At 71.7% G+C, this 24,934-nt stretch carries 18 protein-coding genes and 1 pseudogene; 13 read left to right on the top strand and 6 right to left on the bottom strand.

The genetic code is table 11. The features are described from left to right. Nucleotides 1-2: 2 nt before the first annotated feature. Nucleotides 3-2,555, top strand: coding sequence for an ABC transporter permease (locus tag ABD369_RS18455; protein ID WP_344637527.1), 2,553 nt, complete (start codon nt 3-5; stop codon nt 2,553-2,555). Between the two features lie 329 nt (nt 2,556-2,884). Beyond that, the gene (locus tag ABD369_RS18450; RefSeq protein ID WP_344637526.1) at nt 2,885-4,498 is read left to right on the top strand and encodes a peptide chain release factor 3; all 1,614 of its coding nucleotides are present in this window, start codon (nt 2,885-2,887) and stop codon (nt 4,496-4,498) included. 171 nt (nt 4,499-4,669) lie between these two features. Here ABD369_RS18450 and ABD369_RS18445 read toward each other — a convergent pair whose 3' ends face one another. From ABD369_RS18445 to ABD369_RS18430, 4 genes are all read right to left on the bottom strand, one after another. After that, entirely contained in the window at nt 4,670-6,181 is a 1,512-nt protein-coding gene (locus tag ABD369_RS18445; protein ID WP_344637525.1) for a tyrosinase family protein, read from the bottom strand. A 109-nt stretch (nt 6,182-6,290) separates the two neighbouring features. Next, nucleotides 6,291-7,040, bottom strand: coding sequence for a ZIP family metal transporter (locus ABD369_RS18440; RefSeq protein ID WP_344637524.1), 750 nt, complete (start codon nt 7,038-7,040; stop codon nt 6,291-6,293). A 203-nt stretch (nt 7,041-7,243) separates the two neighbouring features. Continuing rightward, nucleotides 7,244-9,100 (bottom strand): ABC transporter ATP-binding protein/permease, encoded by a 1,857-nt coding sequence (locus tag ABD369_RS18435; RefSeq protein WP_344637523.1) that lies wholly within the window; start codon nt 9,098-9,100, stop codon nt 7,244-7,246. 31 nt (nt 9,101-9,131) lie between these two features. Next, nucleotides 9,132-10,058, bottom strand: coding sequence for an extracellular solute-binding protein (locus tag ABD369_RS18430; protein WP_344637589.1), 927 nt, complete (start codon nt 10,056-10,058; stop codon nt 9,132-9,134). A gap of 337 nt (nt 10,059-10,395) precedes the next feature. Between ABD369_RS18430 and ABD369_RS18425 the strand changes: the two genes are divergently transcribed. After that, nucleotides 10,396-10,677, top strand: coding sequence for a class I SAM-dependent methyltransferase (locus tag ABD369_RS18425; RefSeq protein WP_344637522.1), 282 nt, complete (start codon nt 10,396-10,398; stop codon nt 10,675-10,677). Nucleotides 10,678-10,837: 160 nt separating this feature from the next. Here ABD369_RS18425 and ABD369_RS18420 read toward each other — a convergent pair whose 3' ends face one another. Continuing rightward, nucleotides 10,838-11,737, bottom strand: coding sequence for a helix-turn-helix transcriptional regulator (locus ABD369_RS18420; protein ID WP_344637521.1), 900 nt, complete (start codon nt 11,735-11,737; stop codon nt 10,838-10,840). A gap of 114 nt (nt 11,738-11,851) precedes the next feature. Between ABD369_RS18420 and ABD369_RS18415 the strand changes: the two genes are divergently transcribed. Further along, nucleotides 11,852-13,447, top strand: coding sequence for an MFS transporter (locus ABD369_RS18415; protein WP_344637520.1), 1,596 nt, complete (start codon nt 11,852-11,854; stop codon nt 13,445-13,447). A gap of 155 nt (nt 13,448-13,602) precedes the next feature. Here the strand turns inward: ABD369_RS18415 and ABD369_RS18410 are convergent. Continuing rightward, a pseudogene (locus tag ABD369_RS18410) lies at nt 13,603-13,986 on the bottom strand (enoyl-[acyl-carrier-protein] reductase FabV); the annotation flags it as partial. 849 nt (nt 13,987-14,835) lie between these two features. Here ABD369_RS18410 and ABD369_RS18405 point away from each other — a divergent pair. The 9 genes from ABD369_RS18405 (at nt 14,836) to lanKC (ending at nt 24,919) form a co-directional block, all read left to right on the top strand. Next, complete coding sequence (locus ABD369_RS18405) at nt 14,836-15,783, top strand: LLM class flavin-dependent oxidoreductase (RefSeq protein ID WP_344637519.1); 948 nt, start codon at nt 14,836-14,838, stop codon at nt 15,781-15,783. Further along, the gene (gene mpaB, locus ABD369_RS18400) at nt 15,780-16,772 is read left to right on the top strand and encodes a daptide biosynthesis RiPP recognition protein (protein ID WP_344637518.1); all 993 of its coding nucleotides are present in this window, start codon (nt 15,780-15,782) and stop codon (nt 16,770-16,772) included. Before ABD369_RS18405 ends, mpaB begins: the two co-directional genes overlap by 4 nt. Further along, complete coding sequence (mpaM, locus tag ABD369_RS18395; RefSeq protein ID WP_344637517.1) at nt 16,769-17,584, top strand: daptide-type RiPP biosynthesis methyltransferase; 816 nt, start codon at nt 16,769-16,771, stop codon at nt 17,582-17,584. The genes mpaB and mpaM overlap by 4 nt, the downstream gene beginning before the upstream one ends. Next, nucleotides 17,581-18,852 carry a daptide-type RiPP biosynthesis aminotransferase gene (mpaD, locus tag ABD369_RS18390; RefSeq protein ID WP_344637516.1) on the top strand — a complete coding sequence of 424 codons (1,272 nt, stop codon included), beginning with the start codon at nt 17,581-17,583 and terminating at the stop codon, nt 18,850-18,852. Before mpaM ends, mpaD begins: the two co-directional genes overlap by 4 nt. Then, nucleotides 18,849-20,033 carry a daptide-type RiPP biosynthesis dehydogenase gene (mpaC, locus tag ABD369_RS18385; RefSeq protein WP_344637515.1) on the top strand — a complete coding sequence of 395 codons (1,185 nt, stop codon included), beginning with the start codon at nt 18,849-18,851 and terminating at the stop codon, nt 20,031-20,033. The genes mpaD and mpaC overlap by 4 nt, the downstream gene beginning before the upstream one ends. A 104-nt stretch (nt 20,034-20,137) precedes the next feature. Further along, a complete protein-coding gene (locus ABD369_RS18380) occupies nt 20,138-20,305 on the top strand; it encodes a daptide-type RiPP (protein WP_344637514.1) in 168 nt (55 codons plus the stop codon). Between the two features lie 94 nt (nt 20,306-20,399). Beyond that, nucleotides 20,400-20,567, top strand: a complete 168-nt coding sequence (locus ABD369_RS18375; RefSeq protein ID WP_344637514.1) for a daptide-type RiPP — start codon at nt 20,400-20,402, stop codon at nt 20,565-20,567. A gap of 109 nt (nt 20,568-20,676) precedes the next feature. Next, on the top strand, nt 20,677-22,341 hold the full coding sequence (gene mpaP, locus ABD369_RS18370) for a daptide biosynthesis intramembrane metalloprotease (protein WP_344637513.1): 1,665 nt from the start codon (nt 20,677-20,679) through the stop codon (nt 22,339-22,341). A gap of 37 nt (nt 22,342-22,378) precedes the next feature. Beyond that, a complete protein-coding gene (lanKC, locus tag ABD369_RS18365; protein WP_344637512.1) occupies nt 22,379-24,919 on the top strand; it encodes a class III lanthionine synthetase LanKC in 2,541 nt (846 codons plus the stop codon). The last annotated feature ends 15 nt before the right edge of the window (nt 24,920-24,934 follow it).

The raw sequence follows: 24,934 nt of genomic DNA, 5'->3' as shown, positions 1-24,934 counted from the left end.
CGATGTTCGAAGCAAGCTTCCGCAACTTCCTGGCCCACAAGGGCCGGATGGCGCTGTCCACGCTGGCCGTGCTGCTGGGTGTGGCGTTCGTCTCCGGCACGCTGGTGTTCTCCGATACCATCAACGTCGCGTTCACCGGCATCGCCGGCTCCACCGCAGCAGACGTGACGATCAAGCCGAAGCAGGCGTTCACCCCGGAGGTGGAGGACCGCGGTCTGTCCGGCGAGGTGCCGACCCTGCCCGCGTCCGTGGTGGCGAAGGTCTCCACCGTCCCCGGAGTGCGGGCCGCACACGGGCAGGTGAGCCTGCAGACCCTGACGGTGGTGGACCGGGCCGGCAAGCCCGTCGGCGCGACCACCGGCGCACCCACACTCGGACAGAACTGGTACGACGATCCCCAGGTCCGCCTGGTCCAGGGCCACGCCCCCACCGGAGCCGGCGAGTTGGTGATCGACCAGGCCAGCGCGGAGCACAAGGACATCCGCCTCGGCGACCCGCTGAACATCCTCACCCCGACCGGATCCACCCCGGGCACCGTGGTCGGCATCGTCGCCTTCAGGAGCGGCAACCCTGGCGTGACGATGGTCTACACCGACACCGCGACCGCCCAGCGGCAACTGCTCGGCAAGCCCGGCCAGTTCACCGGAGTCACGGTGGACACCACCCCCGGTACCAGCCACACCACCGCGCAGACGAGGATCAAGGCGGCGCTCGGCGACGGCTACTCGGTGGCCACCAAGGAGGAGCAGGCGCAGACCGCCGCACAGCAGATCAGCTCCTTCCTGAGCGTGGTCACCCTCGCCCTGCTCGGCTTCGCCGCACTCGCCGTCCTGGTCGGCGCCTTCCTGATCCTCAACACCTTCGCCATGCTGGTCGCCCAGCGCACCCGCGAACTCGGCCTGCTGCGCGCCCTGGGCGCCGGACGCGGCCAGGTGATGCGCGCGGTGCTCACCGAGGCACTGCTGCTCGGCGTCATCGGCTCGACCCTCGGACTCGGCACGGGCATCGGCCTCGCGACCGGACTGAAGAGCCTGATCTCCGGCTTCGGCGTCGACCTGTCCGGCACCGCGCTGGTCATCAACCCGCTCACCCCGGTCGCGGCCTACGCCGTCGGCGTCCTCGTGACCGTCGTCGCCGCGTCCCTGCCGGCCCGCCGTGCCGCCCGGATCTCCCCGATGGCCGCGCTGCGCGAGGCGGCCGCACCGCCCACCAGGCCGCTCGGCCCGCGCACCGCGCTGGGCACGGCGCTGCTGCTCGCCGGCGGCGCCGCCCTGGCCGGGGCGGCCGAGTACCACGACACCCTGGTGACCGGCGCCGGCCTGCTCGGCGGCGGCATCCTCGCCACCCTCATCGCTCTCGTGATCCTCGGCCCGGCGCTCTCCAGAGCGGTCGTGTACGGGCTCGGTGCGGTCTATCCGAGGCTGTTCGGCGCCGTCGGCCGGATGAGCCGCCTGAACGCCGTACGCAACCCGAGGCGCACCGGCGCCACCGCCGGCGCGCTGATGATCAGCCTCTCCCTGGTCGGCGCGGTCGCCGTCCTCGCGGCCTCGCTCACCACCTCGGTCGACCGGGACGTCGACAGCACCTTCGGTGCCGACTACGTACTGTCCGGCAACGGTGCCACCCCGATCGGCCAGGAGGTCACGGCCAAGGTCAGGGCCATCCCGGGCATCCAGACCGTCACCCGGCAGCGCTACGCGGTCGCCCACCTGAACGGGTACCAGCTGGTGCTCTCCGGCGTGGACGTCGCCACCGTCGACCGGGCCGTCAAGCCGCAGTACCTGACGGGTTCCACCGCCGATGTCGCGGCCGGGAAGCTGATGGTCGACCAGACCACCGCGAACGCCGACCACCTCGCGATCGGCTCCAAGGTCGAACTCCACTTCCTCAACGGCAACGTGGGCACCCTCACCGTCGGCGCGATCTCCAAGCCCCCGGCCGGCGCGGGCAAGGACGGCGGCAGCTGGGAGATCTCGCTGGACACCCTCAACAGGTTCGCCCCCGAGGCCCGGGACTTCACCCTCTACCTCAACACCGCGCCCGGCGCCGACCGGAAGCGGGTCCAGGCCGCGCTGGACGCCGCGCTCGCGGGCTACCCGCAGGTCAGTGCGCAGAGCCAAGCCGACTACAAGAAGCAGATCACCGGCCAGGTCGACACCGTCCTCTACCTCGTGTACGCCCTGCTCGGCCTGGCGATCGTGATCGCCGTCCTCGGTGTGATCAACACCCTTGCCCTGTCGGTGATCGAGCGCACCCGGGAGATCGGCCTGCTCCGGGCGATCGGCACCTCGCGCAGCCAGGTCGGCAGGCTCATCCGGCTGGAATCCGTCCTGATCTCCGTCCACGGCGCCCTGCTCGGCCTCGGTCTCGGACTGGCGTGGGGCATCGCCGGGCAGAAGGTGCTGGCCCTGTACGGGATCACCGCACTCAGCATTCCGTGGACCACCATCCTCGCCGTGCTCGCCGGATCGGCGCTGGCGGGCCTCGCCGCGGCGGTCCTGCCCGCCACGAAGGCTGCCCGGATGCCGGTGCTGGGGGCCGTCGCCACCTCCTGAGACCGCCGGTCGGCCCCGCACCCCGGACAGCCGGGGCCGACCGGCAACCCGCGTCGGGGGCCGCCCCCTGAGGGGGAGCGGCCGACCTGTGGACGCGACGATCCGGGGAAGTCAGGGGCGGACGCGGGGTGGGTGGGGCCGGCCGGCCCGGCGTCCCCGTACCCGGACCCGGGGTCGGGCGGGCCGCAGGCCGCGGTCGTCCGGGGCCCGTGGTGGGGAACGCCGTCGGTCCGGCTAGAATCGCTGTTCAGCCTGTGCAATCAAGAGGCTCGGCCCAGCAGGTGCGCGGGGCTTCACCGGCCTGGCACCTCCCCGCATCCGAGGAAGACGTGAGTAGCGAACAGTCCGCCCCCGTCCTGCACGTCCTCAGCGAGGCCGGCCGCCGCCGGACCTTCGCCGTGATCAGCCACCCGGACGCCGGCAAGTCCACGCTCACGGAAGCCCTGGCCCTGCACGCGCGGGCGATCACCTCGGCCGGCGCGGTCCACGCCAAGGGCGGGCGGCGTGGCGTGACCAGCGACTGGATGGAGCTGGAACGCGAGCGCGGCATCTCGGTGACCTCGGCGGCCCTCCAGTTCGAGCACCGCGGCCAGGTGATGAACCTGGTCGACACGCCCGGTCACGCCGACTTCTCGGAGGACACCTACCGGGTCCTGGCGGCCGTCGACTGCGCGATCATGCTCGTCGACGCAGCCAAGGGTCTCGAGGAGCAGACCCGCAAGCTCTTCGCGGTCTGCCGTCATCGCGGTGTCCCGGTGATCACCTTCATCAACAAGTGGGACCGCCGGGGCCGTGACGCCCTGACCCTGCTCGAGGACATCGAGACCCACCTGGGCATCACCCCGGTGCCGGTGGTCTGGCCGGTCGGAAACGCGGGCGACCTGCGCGGCCTGGTCGAGGCCGGGAACACCGAGCAGATGCTCCGCTACACCAAGGTGCCCGCCGGGACGCACGCGGCGATCGAGGAGAAGCTCACCGCCGGGCAGGCCGCCGAGCAGGAGGGCGAGGCGTGGGAGACCGCGCTGGAGGAACTGGAGCTGGTGCTCTCCTCCGGCCCCGGCTACGACCAGCAGGCATTCGAGGAGGGCAAGATCAGCCCGGTCTTCTTCGGTGCGGCGCTGACCAACATCGGTGTGAAGCTCCTCCTGGACGCCGTGGTCGACCTGGCCCCGTCGCCCGGGCCGCGTCCGCTCGCCAACGGTGGCGTCCGCGAGGTCGGGGAGGAGTTCTCGGGCCTCGTGTTCAAGATCCAGGCGAACATGGACCCCGCGCACCGCGACCGGATCGCGTTCATCAGGGTCTGCTCCGGCGTGTTCGAGCGCGGCATGAACGTGACCCGGGCGGCCAGCGGTCGCTCCCTGACCACCAAGTACGCGCACACCGTGTTCGGGGCCGAGCGCACGGTCGTCGACAAGGCGTACCCCGGCGACGTGGTCGGCCTGATCAACGCGAGCGCGCTGCGCGTCGGCGACACCCTCTACACGGGCGGGAAGGCGGAGTTCCCCGGACTGCCGGCCTTCGCCCCCGAGTACTTCGCGGTGGCCCGTCCGAAGGACATCAGCCGTTCCAAGCAGTTCCGCAGGGGCGTCTCGCAGCTGGACGAGGAAGGCGTCGTCCAGGTGCTGGTCTCCGACCGGCGCGGTGACCAGGCGCCGGTGATGGCGGCGGTCGGCCCGATGCAGTTCGACGTCGTGCTGCACAGGATGGAGCACGAGTTCTCCTCCCCGATCACCCTCGACCACCTCCCGTACCGGCTGGCCCGCGTCACCGACGCCGCCGGCTCCGACGCGCTGGCCAAGGACCGTCTCACCAACGCCGAGGTCCTCACCCGCCGCTCGGACGGCGTTCTGCTGGCCGTCTTCGCCGACAAGTGGCACCTGAACTCCTTCCAGCGCTCCAAGCCGGACGTCCTGCTCCAGCCGCTCATCGCCACCGCGGACTGACCGCAGCCGCCCGCCCCAGTACGCCGCCTGGGGGCCGTCACCACCTCCTGAGACCGCCCGTGGGCCCCGCACCCCCCAAACGCCCCTCGGCGGTCCGATGACTCAGGGACATCGGACCGCCGAGGGGCGCTGTCGTCTCCGACACCCCGGTGCGTCAGGTCCTACCCGGCGTCATTCGTTGGTCAGCACCACGCTTCCGTAGCGCGGGCGGGATCCGGGCGGGGGGACCGTCAACGCGGCGGCCAACTCGGGAGGCGCCTCGAGAGGCACGGGTGCCAGGACGACGGAGGGAACGCTGGTGCCGTCCCACAGGCCCTGCTCGCGCAGCGCACGGAGCTGGTCGGTCACGTCGAAACTGAAGTCGAATCCGCGGCCGCCGTGGTGGTGGATGTCACCGCCGATCGCGCCGAAGAAGTCGAGGTGGCCGACGAAGTACGGGCTGTCCGGGGCGAGGTCTGCCTCCCGGTCCTGGTCCGCGCCCAGCAGGACCCGGAAGGTGGTCCCGGGCGACTCGTCCGCGCGCACGTCCCTGATGGTGAGCACGACGCGTTGCCCGTTCCGCGCGCTCTCGGCCTCGGCCATGCTGCTCAGTGCCCGGGTGGCGCTGGTCTCGGGCTGGACCGGGACCGTGACCGGCTCGGGCCCCAGTTCCCCTCCTCCCGCGGTGCCGAGTACCTGGCCCGTGGGGCCGGGGTTGGCGGCGACCAGCACCACAGCCTTGCGCTCGGCCTTCACCGGGTCCTCCCAGACCTCCAAGTCCTCGTACTTGTAACCCAGTTGCTTCTCGGTGTCGAGCATGCTCTTGGCGGAGATGGTCTGCTTCTTCGCGGTGCGGTCCCAGAAGGTGAACGGTTTGAGGAGCCAGTCCTCGGTCTCCGGGTTCTTGCGTCCTCCGCCCTTCGCCAGCCAGGCGGGCCAGATCCGGTCGATGTTGGCGTGGTGGAGCCAGAAGATGGGGTCGCGCGGGGAGATGAAGACGCCCATCCAGCCGCCCACGAAGAGGTGGATCTTGTTGTGCGGCACCGACTCCAGGCAGCCGAAGTCCCCCTTGTCATGCGGTAGTTCGGCGCCGGTGTCCTTGCTGCCGAAGTGGTCCGGCCGCACGCCGGGGTACCTCAGGGAGCGCATGGCGTCGGTGGGATTGACCAGCTCCCAGGCGACACCGAAGCCCTGGTTGGCCGTGCTGTTCCGCTTGATCATGTCGTACAGCGGGTTGTCGACCTCGACCCCCAGCGCGTAGTGGGGGATCTTCGGAGTCCGGAACGCCTCCGGGAGCTTGCGGAACTCCTTCGAGGCGTCGTTCAGCGGATCGTGGTTCGCCACGCGGGTGTAGTTCCAGTACGGAAGTGCCCAGTTCTCGGGCCCGCCGAGCTTCTTGACGACCGAGCGTACGATGTCCTCGAAGTAGTACAGATAGCCGCGGTGCCAGGGCAGGAAGAACCATCCACCGTGCGGACAGTGGTTCCAGTCCGGGTTCGGCTTGGGCGGGGGGCTGTCGGGATCGGGGCTGCCGGAGCCGTGGATGTTCGCCTGCCAGCGCCAGCTGCGCGGGTCCTCGTCGTAGTCGTTCATCATCACGCCCACCGCGTGGGCGTACCAGAAGATGTCCGAGTTCACGTCCCAGCCGCTGGGCCCGGCCTTCATCTTGGTGACGTCACGTCGTATGCGCACGCTATTGGTCATGGCGATCTCCTCTTACGAAGTTGCTCACACGGAGCTTGAGTTGGGCGGCGGACAGACTGTTCGGGATGGTGCGGCAGCGGGGATGTGCGGCGGAACGCCGGATGGCCCGTCAGTGCAGCAGCAGGACGACCACGGTGGTGACGGCCAGTGCCGCACCGAGGGCCAGCGCCGCGAGCGGGCCGCCCTGCTGCGTCGCCAGGTGCCGCCGCCGGGCCAGGGCGGCGGCCGCGGCCGCGCCGCGCAGCAGCACACCCGCGGCCGCGGCCACCAGCAGCGCCTGGGCGCTCTCCGGTAACCGGGCGACCTCGGTGACCAGGCCGCCGAGGAGCGGGCCCGCACAGGCCAGCGCCAGCCAGGGGGCCAGTCGCCGTCGTCCCTCGGCCTCCAACAGGGCCGTCAACGCCAGCCCTTCGCCGGCGGAGTGTGCAACCAGGGCCGCGACGACCGGGAGTGAGGGGAGCAGGACCACCGCCATGCCCTCGATCACCCGGTGCAGGACGAGGGCGGCCGCCGTGCCCACGCCGTGCGGCCGCCGCCCCCGATCGCACCGGGCGAGCAGGGTGCCGCAGGCGGGCACCACGACGCACCCTCCGACGACCATGGCGGGCACCGTCCACAGCGGAAGCCCCGTCTCACGTGCGTCGTCAAGTGCGTGCGGCAGGAGGTCGACCGCCGCCATGGCCAACAGGACTCCGCAGGCCGCGGGCAGCAGAACCATCCCGTGCCGTGGCCAGTGCCGAACGGACCAGGCGCCGGCCAGCGTCCCGAGGGTGATCAGCAGTAGCCCGAGGTAGGCCCCGGGTGCGAAGCCCAGCAGTGAGACGGCCGACAACGTCCCGGGGGTCGTCGCAGCTCTCATGGAAGTCCTCTCGCACGACCATCTGCATGCATACTTACCTGTGATGTGGATCCTTGCCATCCAGCGGCCCCATCGTGACGCTCAGTTGCGTCTTCGATGGACCGTCACGCATCGCCGAGCACGGCGATCCGGGTGGTGAGGAACGTCCACCGTGCGCGCCACAGTGCCGGGCAGGCCGGGCGGCGAACGCGTACCCGGTGTCGTCACCACCGATTGCGGGGCAGAGTCGGCCAGACGGTGATGGCCTCGGGCGGCAGGTGGATCCGGCAGTCGCCGGTGGTCGCGGGTACGGCCGGTGTGGTCACGGCGATGCTCAGGGAGTGCCCGTTGGCCAGTACGGCGTGCATCTCGGTGACGGCGCCGACCTGCACGGTGTCGAGGATGGTCGCCGGGTGGCCGCCGGTGTTGGTGAGGCGGACGTCCTCGGGTCGGATGCACCAGGTGACCGGCGTGCCGGCGGGCAGGTCAGTGGCGGCCACGGTGATGCGGGTGCCGTCGACCACGAGGGTGCGCGGGTCGGCGAGGCGTCCGGTGTGCAGGTTGCGGATGCCGAGCAGATGCGCGGCTTCCGGGGTGGCGGGGTGAGCGAAGACCTCCCGCTGGTCTCCGGCCTGCAGCAGCCGGCCGTGGGCGACGATGAGGATCTCGTCGGCGAGCAGGGCCGCGTCCTCCGGATCGTGGGTGATGATCACGGTCGTGGGAGCGGTGCCCTGCTGCAGCCGGCGCAGCTCCCAGCGGAGTTCGTCGCGTACCGGGGTGTCCAGGCCGGTGAACGGCTCGTCGAGCAGGAGTAGCCGCGGGTCCCGCGCGAGGGCGCGGGCCAGGGCGACGCGCCGGCGCTGGCCGCCGGAGAGCTCGTGGGGCAGGCGGTGCTCAAGACCGTCCAGGTGGAGCTGGCGCAGCCAGTAGACGGCCAGGGCGGGGTCCGTGTCGGGGCCGAAGGTGATCTGGTCCCAGACGGCCAGGTGCGGCAGCAGGCTGGCGTCCTGCGGCACGTAGCCGACGCCGCGGCGTTCGGGTGGCAGTGCCGTGAGGTCGTCCTCGTCGAGGCGGACGTAGCCGGCCTGCGGAGTGGCGAGCCCGGCGACCAGGCGCAGCGTCAGTGACTTGCCGGACCCGGACGGGCCCAGGATGGCCAGGTGGCGGCCCTGGGCGGCGTGTGCGATCCGCAGTTGGAAGGTTCCGGCCCGTGCGCGCAGGTCGAAGGTGAGGCGTGAGCTGGTCCGGGCACGGGGGGCCCGGGGCGGGGGCAGCGCGGTTCGGTGGCGGCGGTGTAACCGCAGGTGCGCGGTGTAGTGGCTGACGGCCAGGACGGCCACGGCGGCGACCAGGCTCACCGCGACGGGCAGCACGGTGGTGTCGAGCCCGGCGCTGCCGAACTGGACGTAGGTGTACACCGGCAGCGAGTAGGGGTGGTAGGCGAGGACCACGGTGGCGCCGAACTCGCCGAAGGCGCGCAGCCAGGCCAGCAGCAGCCCGGCCCGGATGCCCGCGGCGGCGCCGGGCAGGGCGACCCGGGCGAACCGGGAGAGGCGTCCGTGGCCGAGAGTGGCGGCCACGTCCGCGAGATCCGGGTCGAGGGCGGCGAAGGCTGAGCGCGCGGCGACGATGAGGAAGGGGGCCGCCACGAAGACCTGTGCCAGCACGATCCCGGCCGCGTGGTCGGTGAGCCGGCCGCCGAAGAGCCGTCCGAGTGGGGCGTAGGGTCCGACGACGTACAGCAGCAGGATGCCGCTCATCAGCGGTGGCAGGGCCAGCGGGAGCTGCACCGCGATCCCCAGCAGGGTGGCGATCCGGCCGTGGACCTGGGCGAGCAGGTAGGCCAGAGGTACCCCCAGGACGGTGATGATCGCGGTGGCGACGGTCGCGGTCTCCAGTGAGACGGTCAACGCGTCGCCGATGCCGGGCGCGGTCAGCACACCGGGAGGCGCGTTGGTCGCCCGCGCGACGAAGGCGCCCAGCGGTGCCAGCAGGTACAGCAGGAGGAGGGCGCCGAGCCAGGGGAGCGGCGTGCCCAGGAAGCGCACCTGGTCGCGGGGCTGCGTCGGTCGTGGACTCACCGTCCGGCTCCTTCCTCGGGCCCGCGCGCCGTCAGCCGGTGGTCCCCGGCTGCGCCAGTTCGGAACGCAGCGACGCCGGGACGGCCGCTCGGTCGCCGGAGACGGTGGGCGGTGAGAGGGTCACGTTGTGCGCGGCCAGGCTCGCCCTGCCCCGGTCACCCAGCAGGTATTGAACGAAGGCGGTGGCGCCCGCGGGGTCGGGTGCGCGGCCGACCACCGTCACGGTGAAGTGGGCGGCGACCTTCACCTCGCCGAGGTCGACCGCGGGTACGTGCTGCTCGACCGCTTCGTTGCTGTAGAAGAAGGCGGCGTCCAGTTGTCCCGCTTCCAGCCGTCCGTCGAGCTCCTGTTCCGGGAAGACCTGGGAGGACTTCTCCACCGAGGAGGCCAGGCCGGGATCCCGGTAGATCTCGGACGCCTGCTGGAGGGCCTGTACGGCCAGTTCTCCCTTGGGATCGAGCTTGGGGTCGGTCCGGCCCAGCCGGAAGCCCGGTTCGGTGATCACCTGGTACCAGGGTTTCGTCTTCAGCTCGGCGGCGAACGGGCTGTGCGGGTTGTAGGCGATCATCACCGGTGCGCTGCCGAACGTCACGTACCAGGACACCCAGTCGCCGTTGGCCGCTCCCGCCAGGGAGTCGTTGACCTTCGGGCTGGCGCTGACGAAGACGTCGGCCTGGCGTACCTTGCCCTTGATCTGGTTGGCGAGCTCGGTGGAGCCCCCGCCGACCCCCTGGTACCGGTAGCCCGTCGTGGCACTGAACTTCGGGCCGAGGTCGTGCTCCATCAGGTTCTGCAGCGACCCGCAGTACAGCACCTGAACGGTGCCGTGGCCGCCGCCGGCCGCCTGGCCGCCCGTCCGGTCGCCGCCGTCCCCGCTGCAGCCGGCGACCAGGGCCACGGCCGCCGCCAGCACACCCGCCACCCGCAACCGCGTCCGCCGCCGAGCCGGCACTGCCATCCGCACGAGCCGTCACCCTCTCCGTCCACCGCGGGGGAAGAGCACGCACCGATCGGAACACAGCGGTCCGGCCGGCATGCTCCGGAGGGCGGCTGCCGGACTTGGTGACGCTGCCGCACGCCGACCAGGCTCCGGGGATCGCGCTGGAACGCGCGCTCCGCTCCATGGGTACTGGCCACCCGGACCCGCGGACCTGCGTGGGAGCCCCGGGCGCGTTTCACGTACCTCGGCCCCGGACGGCCCGGGACCGAGCCGACCAGGAAAGATCCGTCGAGCACCACACTATCCGCATCCGCGTTGGACCACCTCGTTCGCATCCGCGGACGCCGGAGCGGCCGTGGTCGGCGAACTCTCGGCTCCGGGCAGCAGGCTCTCGACGGAGCGCGGCCGCAGTGGGCGCACCGTGGTCGACGACCCGTCCGTCGCGCACATCACCCCGCTTTGGAAGGGCGGTCGCGGAGCGGGCACCGCCGACTGGCTCGCCGAGCACGGCTGGCGGACCGAGATCCATCCGCTGGGCGAGGTGGCGGCCCGGTACGGACGGGCGGTTGTCGGCCCGGCCCACACGGGTTTCCTCACGGCCGTGCGGGAAGGGACCGCCGCCGCGTCGGGACGCTGAGGAGTCCTCCGCCTTTCAGTCAGCCCAACCGGCTCCGGATCACCGGAGGGCGCCCGAGGCACCTCATCCGCCGCACCGTGGACCGGCGCAGCATGCGGACGCACAGCCGCCACAATCGGACAACTCCCGTTCCCTGCAAGGCCGTAAGAGCCGGCTTTGATCAGGTCAGCTCGGTGCTCCGCCGCGGCTGGGCAGAGCCGGCCGAGTCGGCGGCGGTGTAGCTGTCGAGGAAGGCCAGAGCCTCCTCGGCGGGACTGCCGGGCGGGGCCGTGTAGATCACGAGGAGGTGGTGGGCGGCGCCGGGGGCCCGGAAGGTCTGGTAGTCGAGTGTCAGGTCACCGACGGCGGGATGCCGGAAGTGCTTGAGCCCGTGGGTCTTCTCGTGTACGTGGTGGCCGGCCCAGAGCTTGCGGAAGACCGCGCTGCCCAGGGAGAGTTCGCCGACCAGGCGGACGAGTTCCGGGTCGTGCGGCCGGCGTCCGGCGGCCATGCGCAGGATGCCGACCGTGGTCCGGGCGGCTTCGTCCCAGTCGAGGTGGACCTCCGGTGCGTCCGGGTCCAGGAAGATCCGGCGGGCCATGTTGCGCTCTCGTGGCGCGAGGTTGGGGAAGTCGGCGATCAGTACGGCCGCCAGCCGGTTCCAGGCCAGGACGTCGTTGCGGTCGTTCATGATCAGGGCGGGGTTGGCCGGGATGGCTTCGACGACCTGACGCAGTGCGGGGCGCAGCACGGCGTCGCGTCCGGTGGCGGCCGCCCTCGCCACGGCGCGGCGGGGCGGCCGGGCCAGGTCGTACAGATGGGCGCGCTCGGCGGGTCCGAGCCGCAGAGCTCTGCCGAGCGAGTCGAGGACCTCGTCGGAGGGGCGGTCGGCGCGGCCCTGCTCCAGGCGTATGTAGTAGTCGGTGCTCAACCCGACCAGTTCCGCGACCTCTTCGCGGCGCAGGCCGGGTACGCGGCGGCGGCCGGTCGGCGGCAGGCCCACGTCGGCGGGTGACACCAGGGCCCGCCGGGTCCGGAGGTAGTCGCCGAGGCTGTTGGCGGTCATGAGGGTGTCGGCCATGGGCCCCAGTATGGGGGCCGCCATCGGGGGCGCGGCGGCCGGAAGGTGGCCCTGTCACTCCCAGGGAACGGCGGTCTCTTCATCCGGCGATCACGCCGGCGAACGATCGGGGGCATGACCACATCCCCCTCTTCCGAAGTCTCGGACCGCCCTGGTCCGGAGCGCACCCGCGGCACGGGCGGTGCCGAGGCCGCACCCTCCTCGGCATCGGCACCGCACCGAGGTGTGGACGGTGGTGAACGCGGCTACTGGGTCACGGTGGTGGCGGTCGCGTGTGCCGCCATGCTGCTGCCGTTCTCGGTGACCGGGGCCGCGGTGGCACTCCCGAGCATGGCGGCGCACCTGGGCGCCTCGGCGGACACGGCCCAGTGGATGCTGAACGCCTTCAACGTCACTTTCGCGGCCCTGCCGCTCGCGGCCGGCGGCCTCGCCGACCGGTTCGGCAGGCGCCGGGTGCTGCTGACCGGTATCGCGCTGGTCGGCGGCAGCTCCCTGCTGGTCGCGGTGGCGGCCTCGATGCCCGTGGTCGACGCGGCCAGGGCGGTCCAGGGGTGCGGGGCCGCGGCCGTCCTGGCCTCGGGAGCGGCGGTGCTCGCCCACGCCACCTCAGGACGGCGCAGGCAGCTGGCCTTCGGGATGCTCGGTACCTCCTTCGGTACGGGCCTGGCGATCGGACCGCTGGCGGCCGGTGCGCTGGTAGACGCGGCGGGCTGGCGGTCGGTGTTCCTGTTGGTCGCGGCGGTGTCCGTACCCGTGTGGCTGTGCGCGACCCGGGCTCCGGAGTCCCGTGACACCGACCAGCCCGCCTTCGACCTGGTGGGGCCGGTCTGCTTCACCGCCGGACTCGCCGCGCTGTCCTCCGCGTTCGTGCGGGCCGGCGGTGCCGGCTGGACGGCGTGGAGCACCCTGCTGCTGCTCGGCACCGCCGTCGTGCTGATCGCACTGTTCGCGGTGGTGGAGCTCTGCCTGGCCGAGCGTGCGATGTTCGACGTCCGGCTGTTCCGCAGGCCGGAGTTCCTCGCCGTGGTCTGCCAGCCGTTCACGGTCACCCTCGGCTTCGTCGTGCTGCTGGTCTACCTCCCGGCCTACCTGCAAGGAGTGGGCGGCCGAAGCGTCCTGAGCAGCGGTCTGATTCTGCTGCCGATGACGACGCCGGTACTGCTGCTGCCGCTCGCCGCAGGCCACCTGGCCGCCCGCAGCTCCGTGCGGGCGGTGCTGACCGGCGCTTCCGCACTGATCGCGGTAGGCGCCCTGCTCCTGGTGACCGTGCACAGCGACGGATCGTGGACGGCCCTGGCGCTGCCGCTGCTGCCCTTCGGTATCGGCGTGGGTCTGGCGTTCGGTGTGATGGACAACGCGGCCGTCAGCACCGTCCCGGTCCAGAGGGCCGGGGCCGCCGCAGGCATCTTCAACACGATGCGCATCACCGGGGAGTCCGTCGCGGTCTCCGGAGCCGCAGCCCTGCTCACCACGCTCGCCGCCGCCCGGCTGAACGACAGCGGCCTCTCCTCCGGCGAGGCGGCCCGGATCGCCGGGCAGGCCGTCCAGGGTCACGTCGCCGAGGCGCACCGGGCGGCCCTGGCCGCGGGCCTCACCAGCGCCGTCCACACCCTCGGCCTCGCACTCGCCGCCCTGTCCGCACTCGGCGCCGTCCTCACCCACCTCGCGCTGGCACCCACCACTTCGCGGCAGGAGAGGACGAGGGGCTGAGGCTCGGTCAGGCGCGAGCCCGGACAGGCGCCGGGCGCGGGTGGAACGCCCCCATGGCGCGGGACGCCCGGACTTGCGTGAGACCCGCATGCCAAGGGCGTCTCACACGAGTCCCGGCCCGTACGCATCGAGGGCGGCGGTGAACGCGCCGGTTCATCGGCGACCTGGTTCTTCATCGCGTCGGAGAACGCGTCGCCGTTGAGGAAGACCATGTCCCGCCCCGCGGCGCGGGCGAGGCCGGCGGTTGCCGCGGTGCGGTACCAGCCGGCCGTGGCGGTGCGCCGCGGGCCGGGTGCCTTCTCGAAGCAGACGCCGATGCCCCGGATGCCTGCGCGCTTGAGTCCGGCGAGGGTGGCAGCGAGGCCGTACCCGGCTGACGAGCCGATGACCACGGCGACCGGCCCCTCATCTCCGGGCTCTTCGTTGGGGGAGGGAATGTCCCGCCACATGCCGGCCACCAGCTCGTCGCAGCCCGCCGGGTGTGAATCGAGGAAGAGGAAGCCGCGGCTTCGGGGGGTGATGACGCGATCGTTCGCCAAGGGAGTCCTCCTACTGGCCCGGACGGGACGCGACGACCAAGCCGGCTGTCGCGTCCTGCAAGTCTTGTGTGTTGTGGACACGGGCAGTGATCTCATCGGGCACAACAATGCCGTGGCGGTTTTGGAGTGTTTCCATCACTCCGAGGAGCGCCGAGCTGTCCGGCTCCAGGCCGCGTCGGTCCGGGCGCTCATCCCGCGGCCTTGACGGCATGGTGCGTCGGCAGTTGTTGTCTTTGATGGTGCATCAACAGAATAAGTGGGCCGTGCCGATGTGGTGTTGATGGAGTGACGGACCGTCGGCGGAGACGGGATGCAGCTCCGACCGGTGCGACAGCCTGCCGATTGTGGCGCTCACCGTGGACCGTCATGGTTCGTCAACATCCGGGCCGGCGCCCTGATGTGGCGGATTCGAGGAGGAATTCAAGAGATCGCGCCAGGCTGGCAGGCCGCCGTTTCAGCATGATCGCTAGCCTGTGCTAACGTCTGACGCATTGTTATGCATGCATCTGTTCACGGGGGTATCTGATGCAGCTCGCACCAAAAGTAGGTTCTGCCGCAGCCTTCGAGCCGGCAGCTGTCAAGCGAAGCCGACAGCAGGCCATTTCCTTCCCGCTCTCCGCAGCTGTTTCTTCCGTCGAATCCGGCCGCTGACACCTGCTGAAGCGGTCGGCCGCAGAATCGGCCACCGACTGCCGTGTTCAGCGAACACCCGCTCCGGTCGGTGCCGGATCGGGTCGCATCTCGCCGCCCTGCGGTCCGCCATTCTCGGTTCCCTGTCGCCGGACCGGCAGACGATCCATTCTTGCCCGGAGTAATTGAGTGCCATCCTTCTCGATCCTTGTTCCATTTGTGCCGCGCCGACCGGAACAGCTGGCCACATATGCGGCGCTGGTGCACTGGACCCGGGCCGAACGCCTGTGGCAGGGGCAGTCGTTGGCGGTCGAGGCGCACCAGGGGTTCGCGCACGCGGCGGGGACGGGTTTCGGCGTGCCGACGGGGCTGGGCGTCAGCCTGATGCCGCTACGCCACCCCTATGAGGCGGCCATGCAGGCCCGCTCGCTGGCGCTCTCCACCGGGCACCCGGTGCTCGCGGGCTTCGGCCCCGGCGGGCGCTCGCTGCAGAGCGCCATGCGCGGCGAGCCCTACGCCAGTCCGCTGACCGCGGCCGAGGAGTACCTCACCATCGTCCGCGGCCTGCTGCGCGGGCAGTCGCTCGACTTCAGCGGCGAGTACTACCACTGCCAGGGCGCGCTGCTGCCCTCTCCGTCGCCGGAGGTGCAGGTCGGGCTCGGGGTGCTGCGACCGGGTATGGCGCGTCTCGCCGGCCGTCTCGCGGATGCCGCCATCACTTGGCTGACTCCCGCCTCCTATCTGCGCGAGACGGTGCTTCCCGCGCTGCGCGAAGGCGCCGAGGCGGCGGGACGGCCGCTTCCCAGGCTGGTCGCGATGGTGCCGATGGCGCTGCCGCTGCCCGACGTGGACGCCGAGGCCGTCGCGGTCGCCAGCAACGGATCGCACCTGCAGGCGCCGCACTACGCCGACATGCTGAAGCGCGCCGGAATCGACGTCAGCGGCAGCGACCCGCTGGTGAACGCGCGAGCCCTGATCGAGGGAGGCGCCTTCCTGGCGGGCGAGGTCGACGAACTCGTGGCGCAGATCGAGGAGTTCTGGAATTCCGGTGTGGACGAAGTGGTCATCAACCTGACCGGAGTCGCCAATATCCGCGGGCCGCAGGCGGCCATGCGTCAGGTCAAAACGATCGTCACTGCGCTGAGTGGCATGGAGGAAACGCGATGAGCGGCGAGAAGCGCGATCTGATGGCTTGGGCCACCGGCAGGCCGGGCCGGAGCCGGGTCATTGTCCTGGAGGACACCCGGCATGTCGGGACGGTGCAGGAAATGCTCGGCGCGGAGTCCGAGGGCCGCAGCCACCTGATCTTCGCTCCGGGCGAGGGGACGGAATCCGACGAGAACGTGGTCGGTTACGGCGGCTCCTTCGCCGAGTGCAACGCCGAAGCATCCCTGGGCGACGACTTCTATCTCCAGGTACAGAATTACAGCATCAGCCAGTACGTTTCGACGATGGGGCCGACACTGGTCCGCATCGCCGACGAAGCAGATTTCGAGGTCTGGCTGAGCGACGCCGACACCGCTCGCGAGAAGGGCGAATTCGCGGAGTTCCTGGCGGATCCCATGCTGCTGCTCGCGGATCTCCCGGGGCTGGGCGCGCCGCTGGACGGAGCCGGTCCGCGTCATCGGCTCTACGTCCGGGCCGACGGCGAGGTGACGGTCTCACCGTACGGTTCGGCGCTGGGCAGGGTGGGCGACGACCTGAAGGACCTGGAGGCCGCCTGGCGACAGGCGAACGCTGCCGGCGCGCACCCCTGCGCCGTCACACTCGCCACCGCGGTCCCCGAAGCCCTGCGCGCCGCGGCTCTGGAGAGCCGTCCGTGGCTCGCCGAGTACCTCCTGGCGGTGGACGCCCTGCGGGACCTGCGATCCCGCGGCGTCCTGCGGGCGCACGTCTCCGGCTTCGGCGGACGCCTGCGGCCGGAGAACCGCACCACCGAACAGGTTCAGACGCAGCACGTGCTGCTGTGGACCGACGAGTCCGCCTACCTCCACACCTCGGAGGGATCCCGGACGTTCGCCCTCAACCGTGCGGCGGGAGAACTCGCCGAGTTGATCCTCTGTCAGGGGTCCGTCGACGCGGCCGCTCAATACGCCGGTCGGCCAGCGGTCCTGAAGGTCCACGAGTTCTTCGAGCGGGCGGGAGTCGTCCTGTGAGTGCACAGCTGAGGGCCGCCGTTCCCGGCCAGGCCGGTGCGCTGCTGGCCGAACTCGGCGACAAGGCCGTGGTCCACGACCTGTACGACGAGGTGGGCGCACTGGTCTACCACGCGATCGCGGGCGACGACACCTTCGAGGTGCGCGAGCTGGTCGGTTCGCTGCGCTCGACCACCGGCCCCATCCTCGAGCTGGCCGCCGGCTCGGGTCGGCTGACGCTGCCACTGCTCACCCTGGGATGCGAGCTGGTCGCCCTCGAACTGGCGCCGGGCATGATCCGGCTGCTGGAGCAGCGCCTGCGGACCGTACCCGCCTCGCGCAGCGACCGCTGCACCGTCGTCGCGGGCGACATGAGCGACTTCGACCTGGGCCGAACGTTCGGTGCGATCGTGCTGGGCACGACCTCGATCTCGCTGCTGGACGCGGCCGGCCGGGCCGGCCTCTACCGGTGCGTGCGCCGCCACCTCGCGCCCGGGGGGAGGTTCCTGCTCACCGCGGTGGACGTGCCGGGCTTCGGCTGCTCCACCACCGAGCAGGTGCTGGACGTCGACTGCGCCGACGGCACCCGGTTGCGCATGCACGAGCACTGGACGGAAGGTGCCGACGTGCGCACGGTCACGATCTTTCCGCGTCCCCTCGAGACGGCGGAGCCGCCGATCACGGTGTGCACCACCCGGATCGGGGTCTTCCCGGCGACGCAGTTGGAGACCGAACTCGCTGCGGCCGGACTGCTGGTGACGACTCGCCAGGCCCTTCCGGCGACCGCCAGTCACCACCACGACGTGCTGCTGGTCGCGGAGGTGGCCGGATGAGCGCCCTGTGGCCCGCACTGCTCGCCCCGAGCCGGCACGGCCGTGACGATCTGTGTGCGGTATCGGCCCACGGCGTACGAGTGCGGTTCGCGGACGGCCGTGAACTGCTCTGCGGCTCCAGCGGGTTGTGGAACACCGCACTCGGGTACGGCAACGAGGCCATCGCCGACGCCATCGCCCGGGCTGTCCGCGACGCGTCGTACCTGAGCGTCTTCCGCTACGAGAACACCCATGCCCGCCGAGCCGCCGAGGCACTGGTCGACCTGTGCGGCAGCGACCACTTCAGCCGGGTGCTGTTCTCCACCTCCGGCGGCGCGGCCAACGACCTGGCGATGAAACTCGCCCGCCAGTCGCAGGCCCTGCGCGGCGAGGCGCAGCGCACCCTGGTGGTCGGCCTCCGTACGAGCTACCACGGCCTCACCTTCGGGGGCTTCGCGCTCTCCGGCAGTGACATGGGCCAGCGGACTTACGGGGTGGACCAGCGGCTGATCCGTCACATCAGCCCCAACGCGGTCGACGAGCTGAACGCTCTGTTCGCCCGCCAGGGCGGGCAGATCGCCGCCGTGGTCGTCGAACCGGTGCTGGGCAACGGTGCGGTGCCGCTCGACGAGGAGTTCCTCGCGGAGCTGCTGCGGCTGCGCGAGGAGCACGGCTTCCTGCTCGTCGCCGACGAGGTCGCCACCGGATTCGCCCGTACCGGCCCGTACTTCGCCTCCAGCCGGTGGCCCGTGCGGCCGGACCTCCTGATTCTGTCCAAGGGGCTGACCAACGGCACCTGCGCCGCTGCCGCGGTCCTGGTCGCCCACCAGGTGGATGCGGCCTTCACCGACGCCGACGCGGTGTTCGTCCACGCCGAGACCCAGGCCGGAACTCCGATGACCTGCGCGGCGATCGTGGCCACACTGGCGGAGATGCGGCGGCTGGACGCGGAGGCGCTCAGCCACCGCCTGTCCTCCCGTCTGGACGTCGAGTTGAAGTCCCTGAGCGACCGGCTGCCCTTCCTGACCACCACCGAGGGCGTCGGCTGCTTCCGCTACCTCGGCTTCGGTACCCCCGACGGCGGTCCTCTGACGGCGCAGCAGGTCGCAGACCTGGTGGCGGCCATCCGGGAGGCCGGTGCGATCGTCCACCCCGGCCCGCAGGGCGTTCAGCTCATCCCGGCGCTCACCTACACCGACGAGGACCTGGACGAACTGCTGGACTGCGTCGCCCGCGGCGCTGAGACGTTCTTCGCTGCCCTCGGCACATCGGCGGGAGGCGGCCGGTGACCGGCGGATGGCAGCAGCCCACCCGGGTGCTGTACAGCGCGGCGGAGTTCGCCTCGTGGGCGGCCGAGCAGGAGCCCGGGACCGCCACCACCCTGCTGGTGGACGCCCGGCTCACCGACAGCGCGATCACCTCGCTGGTGGCACGGGCGCTCGGGGTGCACGAGGTGATCCCGCTCGACGGGCCCGGCGAGGTGGACACCGTCGTCGACCTCGCCGACCGCCTGCGGCACGGCCCCGGCCGGCTGGTCGCCGCCGTCGGAGGTGGCAGCCTCCTGGACCAGGCGAAGCTGGCGACCGCACTGGCGGGTGACCGCGGTGTGCTGTCCCGGCTGACCGCCCCGCAGCGCAGCGGGCTGATCCTGCTGCCCCGGCACACCTCGCGGCCGCTGTCGCTGCTGGCCGTTCCCACCACCCTCGGCACGGGCTCCGAGGTCAGCCAGGTCGCCTGTCTGCGCACCCCGCAGGGCAAGCGGCTGGTGGCGGGCCGTTCGCTGCTGCCGGAGCTGGCCGTGCTCGATCCGCTGGCCACCAGCACGCTGCCGGCCGAACTCGTGGTCGAGGGCGTGCTGGAGGCGCTGTTCCGGGTGGCCGGGGTCTACGCGGGCGATCTGCGGGACCGTCCGGTCGAGGACGCGCTCGCCCTGACGATCGCCGGCCAACTCCTGAACCTGGGCTACCGGGCGGCCGACGACGGCGGGGACGACCAGGTGCGCGGCGCGATCGCCCGGCTCAGTGCCCTCACCCAATGCGACTGGCTGCAGCTGGACCGCGAGCCCTTCGCCCTGCGGGGCTGGTACATCGCCAACGAGTTGTCCACCTCCCTCGGCGTCCGCAAGATGACGGCCGTCGCGGCCCTGCTCCCCTCGCTGTTCCGGCGCATCGCCGCCGGCGACCGGCGGCTCGGCTCGGCCGAACGGCTCGAACGTCTGTGGCGCGGGCTGCGTCCGGCCGCCCCCAGGCCGCTGCCCGCCGATCCGTCGGCCGGCATCGCAGCCCTGCTGGAGCACTGGGGCGTCGAGCGTCGTCTGACGGCGCATCCCGCCGACCTGGGCGCGATCGCACAGCGCACGGTCCGCGCCTGGGGAGCAGGACTGCCCGCCCTGGGCGAGCTGACGCTGGGCGACGTCCGGGCGGTGCTCGGCGACGCCGTAGCCACCACACCCGGACCCGAGGCGGGCTGAGCAGCCCGCAGCGGCGCCTGACCAACAGCTTCCGGTCCACGCCCGAGCGCGGACGCGGACCGGACCACTGACCGTTTCCGAGCACCGGAGAGGAGGAGAACACAATGCAGGAGAACATCAACAGCTCGCTGGAGCTGGAGCTGGGCATGCAGGACCTGGAGCTCGACATGCAGGAGCTCGAGGGCATGGACGCCCCGTTCAACGTCAACTGGAGCAACGCCGTGTGGAGCGTTGCGACCGTCAGCATCGGCAGCATCATCGTCGCGACCTGACGGCATGACACCGGGACCGCCGCGGGATGCCCGACGTCCCGCGGCGGGCCACGGAGTCCGACCGTTCCCGACCGTCGGAGAGGAGGAGAACAGAGTGCAGGAGAACATCAACAGCTCGCTGGAGCTGGAGCTGGGCATGCAGGACCTGGAGCTCGACATGCAGGAGCTCGAGGGCATGGACGCCCCGTTCAACGTCAACTGGAGCAACGCCGTGTGGAGCGTTGCGACCGTCAGCATCGGCAGCATCATCGTCGCGACCTGACGGCATGACACCCGGCGGTGCCGGGCCGCGGCGGAGCCCTCCCCGCGTCCCGGCACCCGCTCCCGTCCTCGGCCGCAGCCGGGTCCCGGAGCGACCTGAGGGAGAGACCTTGACCAGCGATACGGCCGTCGCCCCGCAGGAGGGGAACGGAACGGGCGGCGAGTACGTCAGCCGCCCCCGGCTTGCCGACGACGTGTTCGTCCATCCGCCGATCAGTGTGGACGCACCGTGGATCATCCAACGCGGCGAGCACTACCTGCGGGTGGGTGCCGACCTGGCGCGGCTGGCCCAGGCCGCCGACGGCACCCGGGGACACGAGGAACTGGCTGCCGTCCTCGGCGCTCGCTGGACCACCGCCGCGGTGGACACGGGTGTGCGCAAACTGGTTGCGGCGAAGGTGTTCCACGGCGGTGCCGACATGCATCGCAGCGCGCCCCGGCGCCTTCCCCGCCTGAAGGTCGTACCGCCGTTGACCGTGCAGCTGACCGTCGTCCACCCGCAGCGGCTGCTGTCCGGCGTCCTTCCCGCCATGGCCCTCCTGGGGCTGAAGCGGTGGGGCGTCATCGGCGCGCTCCTCGCCGCCGGCGGCCTGGCGGCGCTGGCGGGGCTCGGCCCCGAACTGTCCGGGCTCCTCGGACGACCACTGCCGCTGAGCGTGTACGCCGGCGTCATCGTCGCCATGCTCGTCGCCAGCGCACTGCACGAGCTGAGCCACGCGGCGGTCCTCGCCTACTACGGCGGACGGCCGAGCCGCATGGGCGTGATGCTGTTCTACCTCTCGCCCGCCTTCTTCTGCGACGTCTCCGACGGCTGGCGGCTGTCCCGCAACGAGCAGCGCGTCCGGGTCTCCCTGGCCGGCATCGCCACCCAGTGGGTCATCGCCGGCTCCGCGGCGCTGGCCGCGCTCGTTCCGCCGCCGGGCCGGTGGCAGGACGGCCTGCTGCTGTTCGCCACGGCCTGCTACCTCGGCGGAACGGTCAACCTGCTGCCGGTGGTCCGGCTGGACGGCTACCTGGCCCTGATGAGCCACCTGGACATCCCGCACCTGCGCGACCGGGCGATGGCCGATGCCCGCCACCGGATCGCACGACTGCTCTACGGTGGCCGCTACCGACCGGAGCTGCCGCAGCTGCGGTGGGCCGTCGCTTTCGGCCTCGCCTGCATGGCCGCCCCCCTGTTCATCGTGATCCCAGCGCTGGGCAACTTCGCCTCGCTGCTCCAACGGATGGGCACCGCCGGAGCGATCCTGATGGTGTGCGCATCGGGCTACCTGATCTGGCTACTGGTACGCGGCGTGGTGCGCACGGCCGTCGAAGCCCGCACGGCCGGCGCCACCCGGTGGCGGATCGCCCTGTCCGCCACCGCGGTCACAGCCGCCGTGGTCTGCGCCCTGCTGTTCGTCCGCATTCCCTGCACCGTGGCCGGCGGCTACACCGTACGTGACGGCGGGCAGGTGGAACTGCTCCTGCCGTCCTCGGTCGACCGTTCCGTCATCCACGCGGGAACGGCCGTACACCTCTACCGAGCCGGGTTGATGGGACGCACCACGACGGGCGAGGCCGTGATCGGGTCCGAGCGGAGCACGGCCACCACCGCGCCGCTCTCGGCATTCGCCCCCGTGACCAGCACCACCCTGTCGCTGCCCGCTGCTGCTTACCCGCTCATCACCACCCGGCCCCCTTCGGACCGGACCGGCAACGCCCAACTCGCGCTGGGGAAAAGCACGCTGGCCCACTGGCTGTACGACACCTATCTGGCTCCCTGCTGGCGCTGAGCCGCTCCGCCACCCGACCTGACCCTGGAAGCACACGGTGTTCCTCCACTACCTCCAGCACTGCCAACCGGACAGCCCGTACTTCGACCTCCCGTCAGAGGACCATGCGGCGGCCGACTATCCCGCTGTCCGCGAGCCGCTTCCCGATGGCTGGACCCGTGAACTCAACCCCCACTGGTCCTTCCACGTCCCCCACGGCTGCCGGCTTCCGCTGCAGGGCTGGAAGATCCACGTCTCGACGGTGCCGGACCGGGCCGAGCCGGTCCTGGCGATCGTGCGCGCCTTCTGCGAGGCCCGGCGGATCCCCTTCAAGTTCATCCGCAACCCGCACGTCCTCACGAACCGAAACAGCAAGTACGGCGACCGCAGCAGCAGCGGCAAGTTCATCACCGTCTACCCGCTCGACGAGCAGCAGTTCACGACCATCCTCACCGAGCTCGGCGAACTGCTCGACGGCGAGCCGGGGCCGTACATCCTCAGCGACCTGCGCTGGCGCAACGGCCCCCTGTACGTGCGCTACGGCGGTTTCGTACTGCGCTGCATCACCGACGCACGCGGCCGGCAGATCCCCTGCATCGAGGACCAGGACGGTCGCCTGGTGCCTGACAAGCGCGGCCCCGGCTTCCACCCGCCCGCCTGGGTGACCCTGCCGGAATGCCTCGACGAGGCCGTGGCCGCCCGCAGCGCCGGCACCACCCGCGCCCTGCCCTTCAAGGTGCGCAAGGCCCTGCACTTCTCCAACGGCGGCGGAGTCTACGAGGCGACGGAACTGGCGACCGGTCGCACCGTTCTCGTCAAGGAAGCCCGGCCGCTGGCCGGCCTGGACGGTCAGGGAACGGACGCGGTCACCCGCCTGGAGCAGGAGCGCTGGGCACTGCAGACGCTGGCCGGGATCCCGGCCGTTCCGGAGCTCATCGACTATCGCAAGGGCCGCGAGCACTACTACCTCACGCGTGAACTCGTCGACGGGGTCGCGCTGAACCGCGGCGGCGGGATGGCCAATCCATGGGTGGAGGGCACGCTCGACGACCGAAGCGGCCACCGGTACACCGCCTGGGCGCTCGACGTCCTCGCGCAGACCGAGCAGACGATGGACGCCATGCACGACCGCGGCGTCGTCTTCGGTGACCTGCACCCCGGAAACGTTCTCGTCCGGCCCGACGGCACCGTCGCGTTCATCGACCTGGAGACCGCCACCCCGATAGCGGCCGCAGCACCCCAGGTCATCGGTGTCCCCGGGTTCCGCGCCCCGAACCACTACCGCGGTGCGGCGCTGGACCGCTACGCCCTGGGCTGCCTCCGGCTGGCCCTCTTCGCGCCGATGACCGCCCTGCTCGACCACTCACCGCAGAAGCTGGACCAGCTCCTCGCCCTGATCACCGCCCGCTTCCCGGTCCCTGACGACTTCGAGCAGCAGGTACGCCGTGACCTCGGCGCCGGACCGGACGCCGGACCGGCCACCGACCGGATCCGGCCGACGACTTCGCCGTCGGAACCCACGGCGGCGGACTGGCCCGCGCTGCGGGACGCCATCGCGGGCGGCATCCTGGCCAGTGCGACCCCCGACCGCACCGACCGCCTCTTCCCCGGTGACATCGAGCAGTTCACCACCCCGGGCGGTGGAGTGGCCTTCGCCCACGGCGCGGCCGGAGTGCTGTGGGCCCTGGCCGAGACCGGGGTCGACGTCCCCGACGCCCACATCCGCTGGCTGGAGGACGCCGTGCACGCCATGGCCGAACCCCGGCTCGGCTTCTACGACGGCCTCACCGGCATCGCCTTCGCCCTGCACCGGCTGGGCCGCACCGACCGGGCCCGCGAGATCCTGGACCGGGTGGTCGGCTCCGGCCCAGACGGCCTGGACCACAGCTTGTTCGCCGGCCGGGCCGGCATCGGACTCGCCCTGCTGCACTTCGCCGAGTGCACCGGCGAGAAGGAACTGCTCGTCCACGCCCGGGCACTCGGCGACCGGCTGACCAGTGCCACCGGGGCGGCCAAGCCCGGACTGCTGCACGGACGTTCGGGGGCCGCGCTCTTCCTGCTGCGTCTCGCCGAGGCGACCGGCGACCAATCGCTGCTGCCGGCTGCGGCCGAAGCGCTCCGGCAGGACTTCGCCGACCTCGGCCTCCCGGCGGCCGGACCCGACGAGCGGCCCGAAGCCCGATGGCGCATCCCGTACCTTCGCGCCGGCAGCGCGGGCCCGGCTCTGGTCGCCGCTCAGTTGCTGCCGCACCTGGCCGAGCCCGATCCTCACCTCAGCAGGGCACTGGAACGCAGCCACTCCGCGCTGACCAGGGAGTTCCACCCGCGGGTCGGCCTGTTCACCGGCCGGGCCGGCGCGGTGGTGGCCCTGCGGCAGCTGCACCGCGGCACCGCTGACGACACCGAGGCCATGCACCGCCACCTCGCCGCCTTCGACTGGCACGCCATCCGCACCGGGCAGCACACCGCCTTCCTCGGCGAGCACTCCCTGCGCCGTTCCACCGACCTCGGCACCGGAGCGGCCGGGGTGCTCCTCGCCCTGGACGCCGTGCTGGGCACCGGGGCCGCCAGCCTGCCGTTCCTGGCCGGCCGGGGGTGAGCCGGGCCGTCCGGC

Origin of the sequence: Kitasatospora cystarginea (genome assembly GCF_039533515.1) — a bacterium.
GTDB classification, from domain to species: Bacteria; Actinomycetota; Actinomycetes; order Streptomycetales; family Streptomycetaceae; genus Kitasatospora; species Kitasatospora cystarginea.
This window is presented reverse-complemented; position numbering and strand designations above follow the sequence as displayed.

Coding starts and splice junctions, on each gene's coding strand:
- ABD369_RS18455 (WP_344637527.1), top strand. CDS start 3: ATGTTCGAAGCAAGCTTCCGCAACTTCCTGGCCCACAAGGGCCGGATG.
- ABD369_RS18445 (WP_344637525.1), bottom strand. CDS start 6,181: ATGACCAATAGCGTGCGCATACGACGTGACGTCACCAAGATGAAGGCC.
- ABD369_RS18440 (WP_344637524.1), bottom strand. CDS start 7,040: ATGAGAGCTGCGACGACCCCCGGGACGTTGTCGGCCGTCTCACTGCTG.
- ABD369_RS18430 (WP_344637589.1), bottom strand. CDS start 10,058: ATGGCAGTGCCGGCTCGGCGGCGGACGCGGTTGCGGGTGGCGGGTGTG.
- ABD369_RS18420 (WP_344637521.1), bottom strand. CDS start 11,737: ATGGCCGACACCCTCATGACCGCCAACAGCCTCGGCGACTACCTCCGG.
- ABD369_RS18415 (WP_344637520.1), top strand. CDS start 11,852: ATGACCACATCCCCCTCTTCCGAAGTCTCGGACCGCCCTGGTCCGGAG.
- mpaB (WP_344637518.1), top strand. CDS start 15,780: ATGAGCGGCGAGAAGCGCGATCTGATGGCTTGGGCCACCGGCAGGCCG.
- mpaD (WP_344637516.1), top strand. CDS start 17,581: ATGAGCGCCCTGTGGCCCGCACTGCTCGCCCCGAGCCGGCACGGCCGT.
- ABD369_RS18380 (WP_344637514.1), top strand. CDS start 20,138: ATGCAGGAGAACATCAACAGCTCGCTGGAGCTGGAGCTGGGCATGCAG.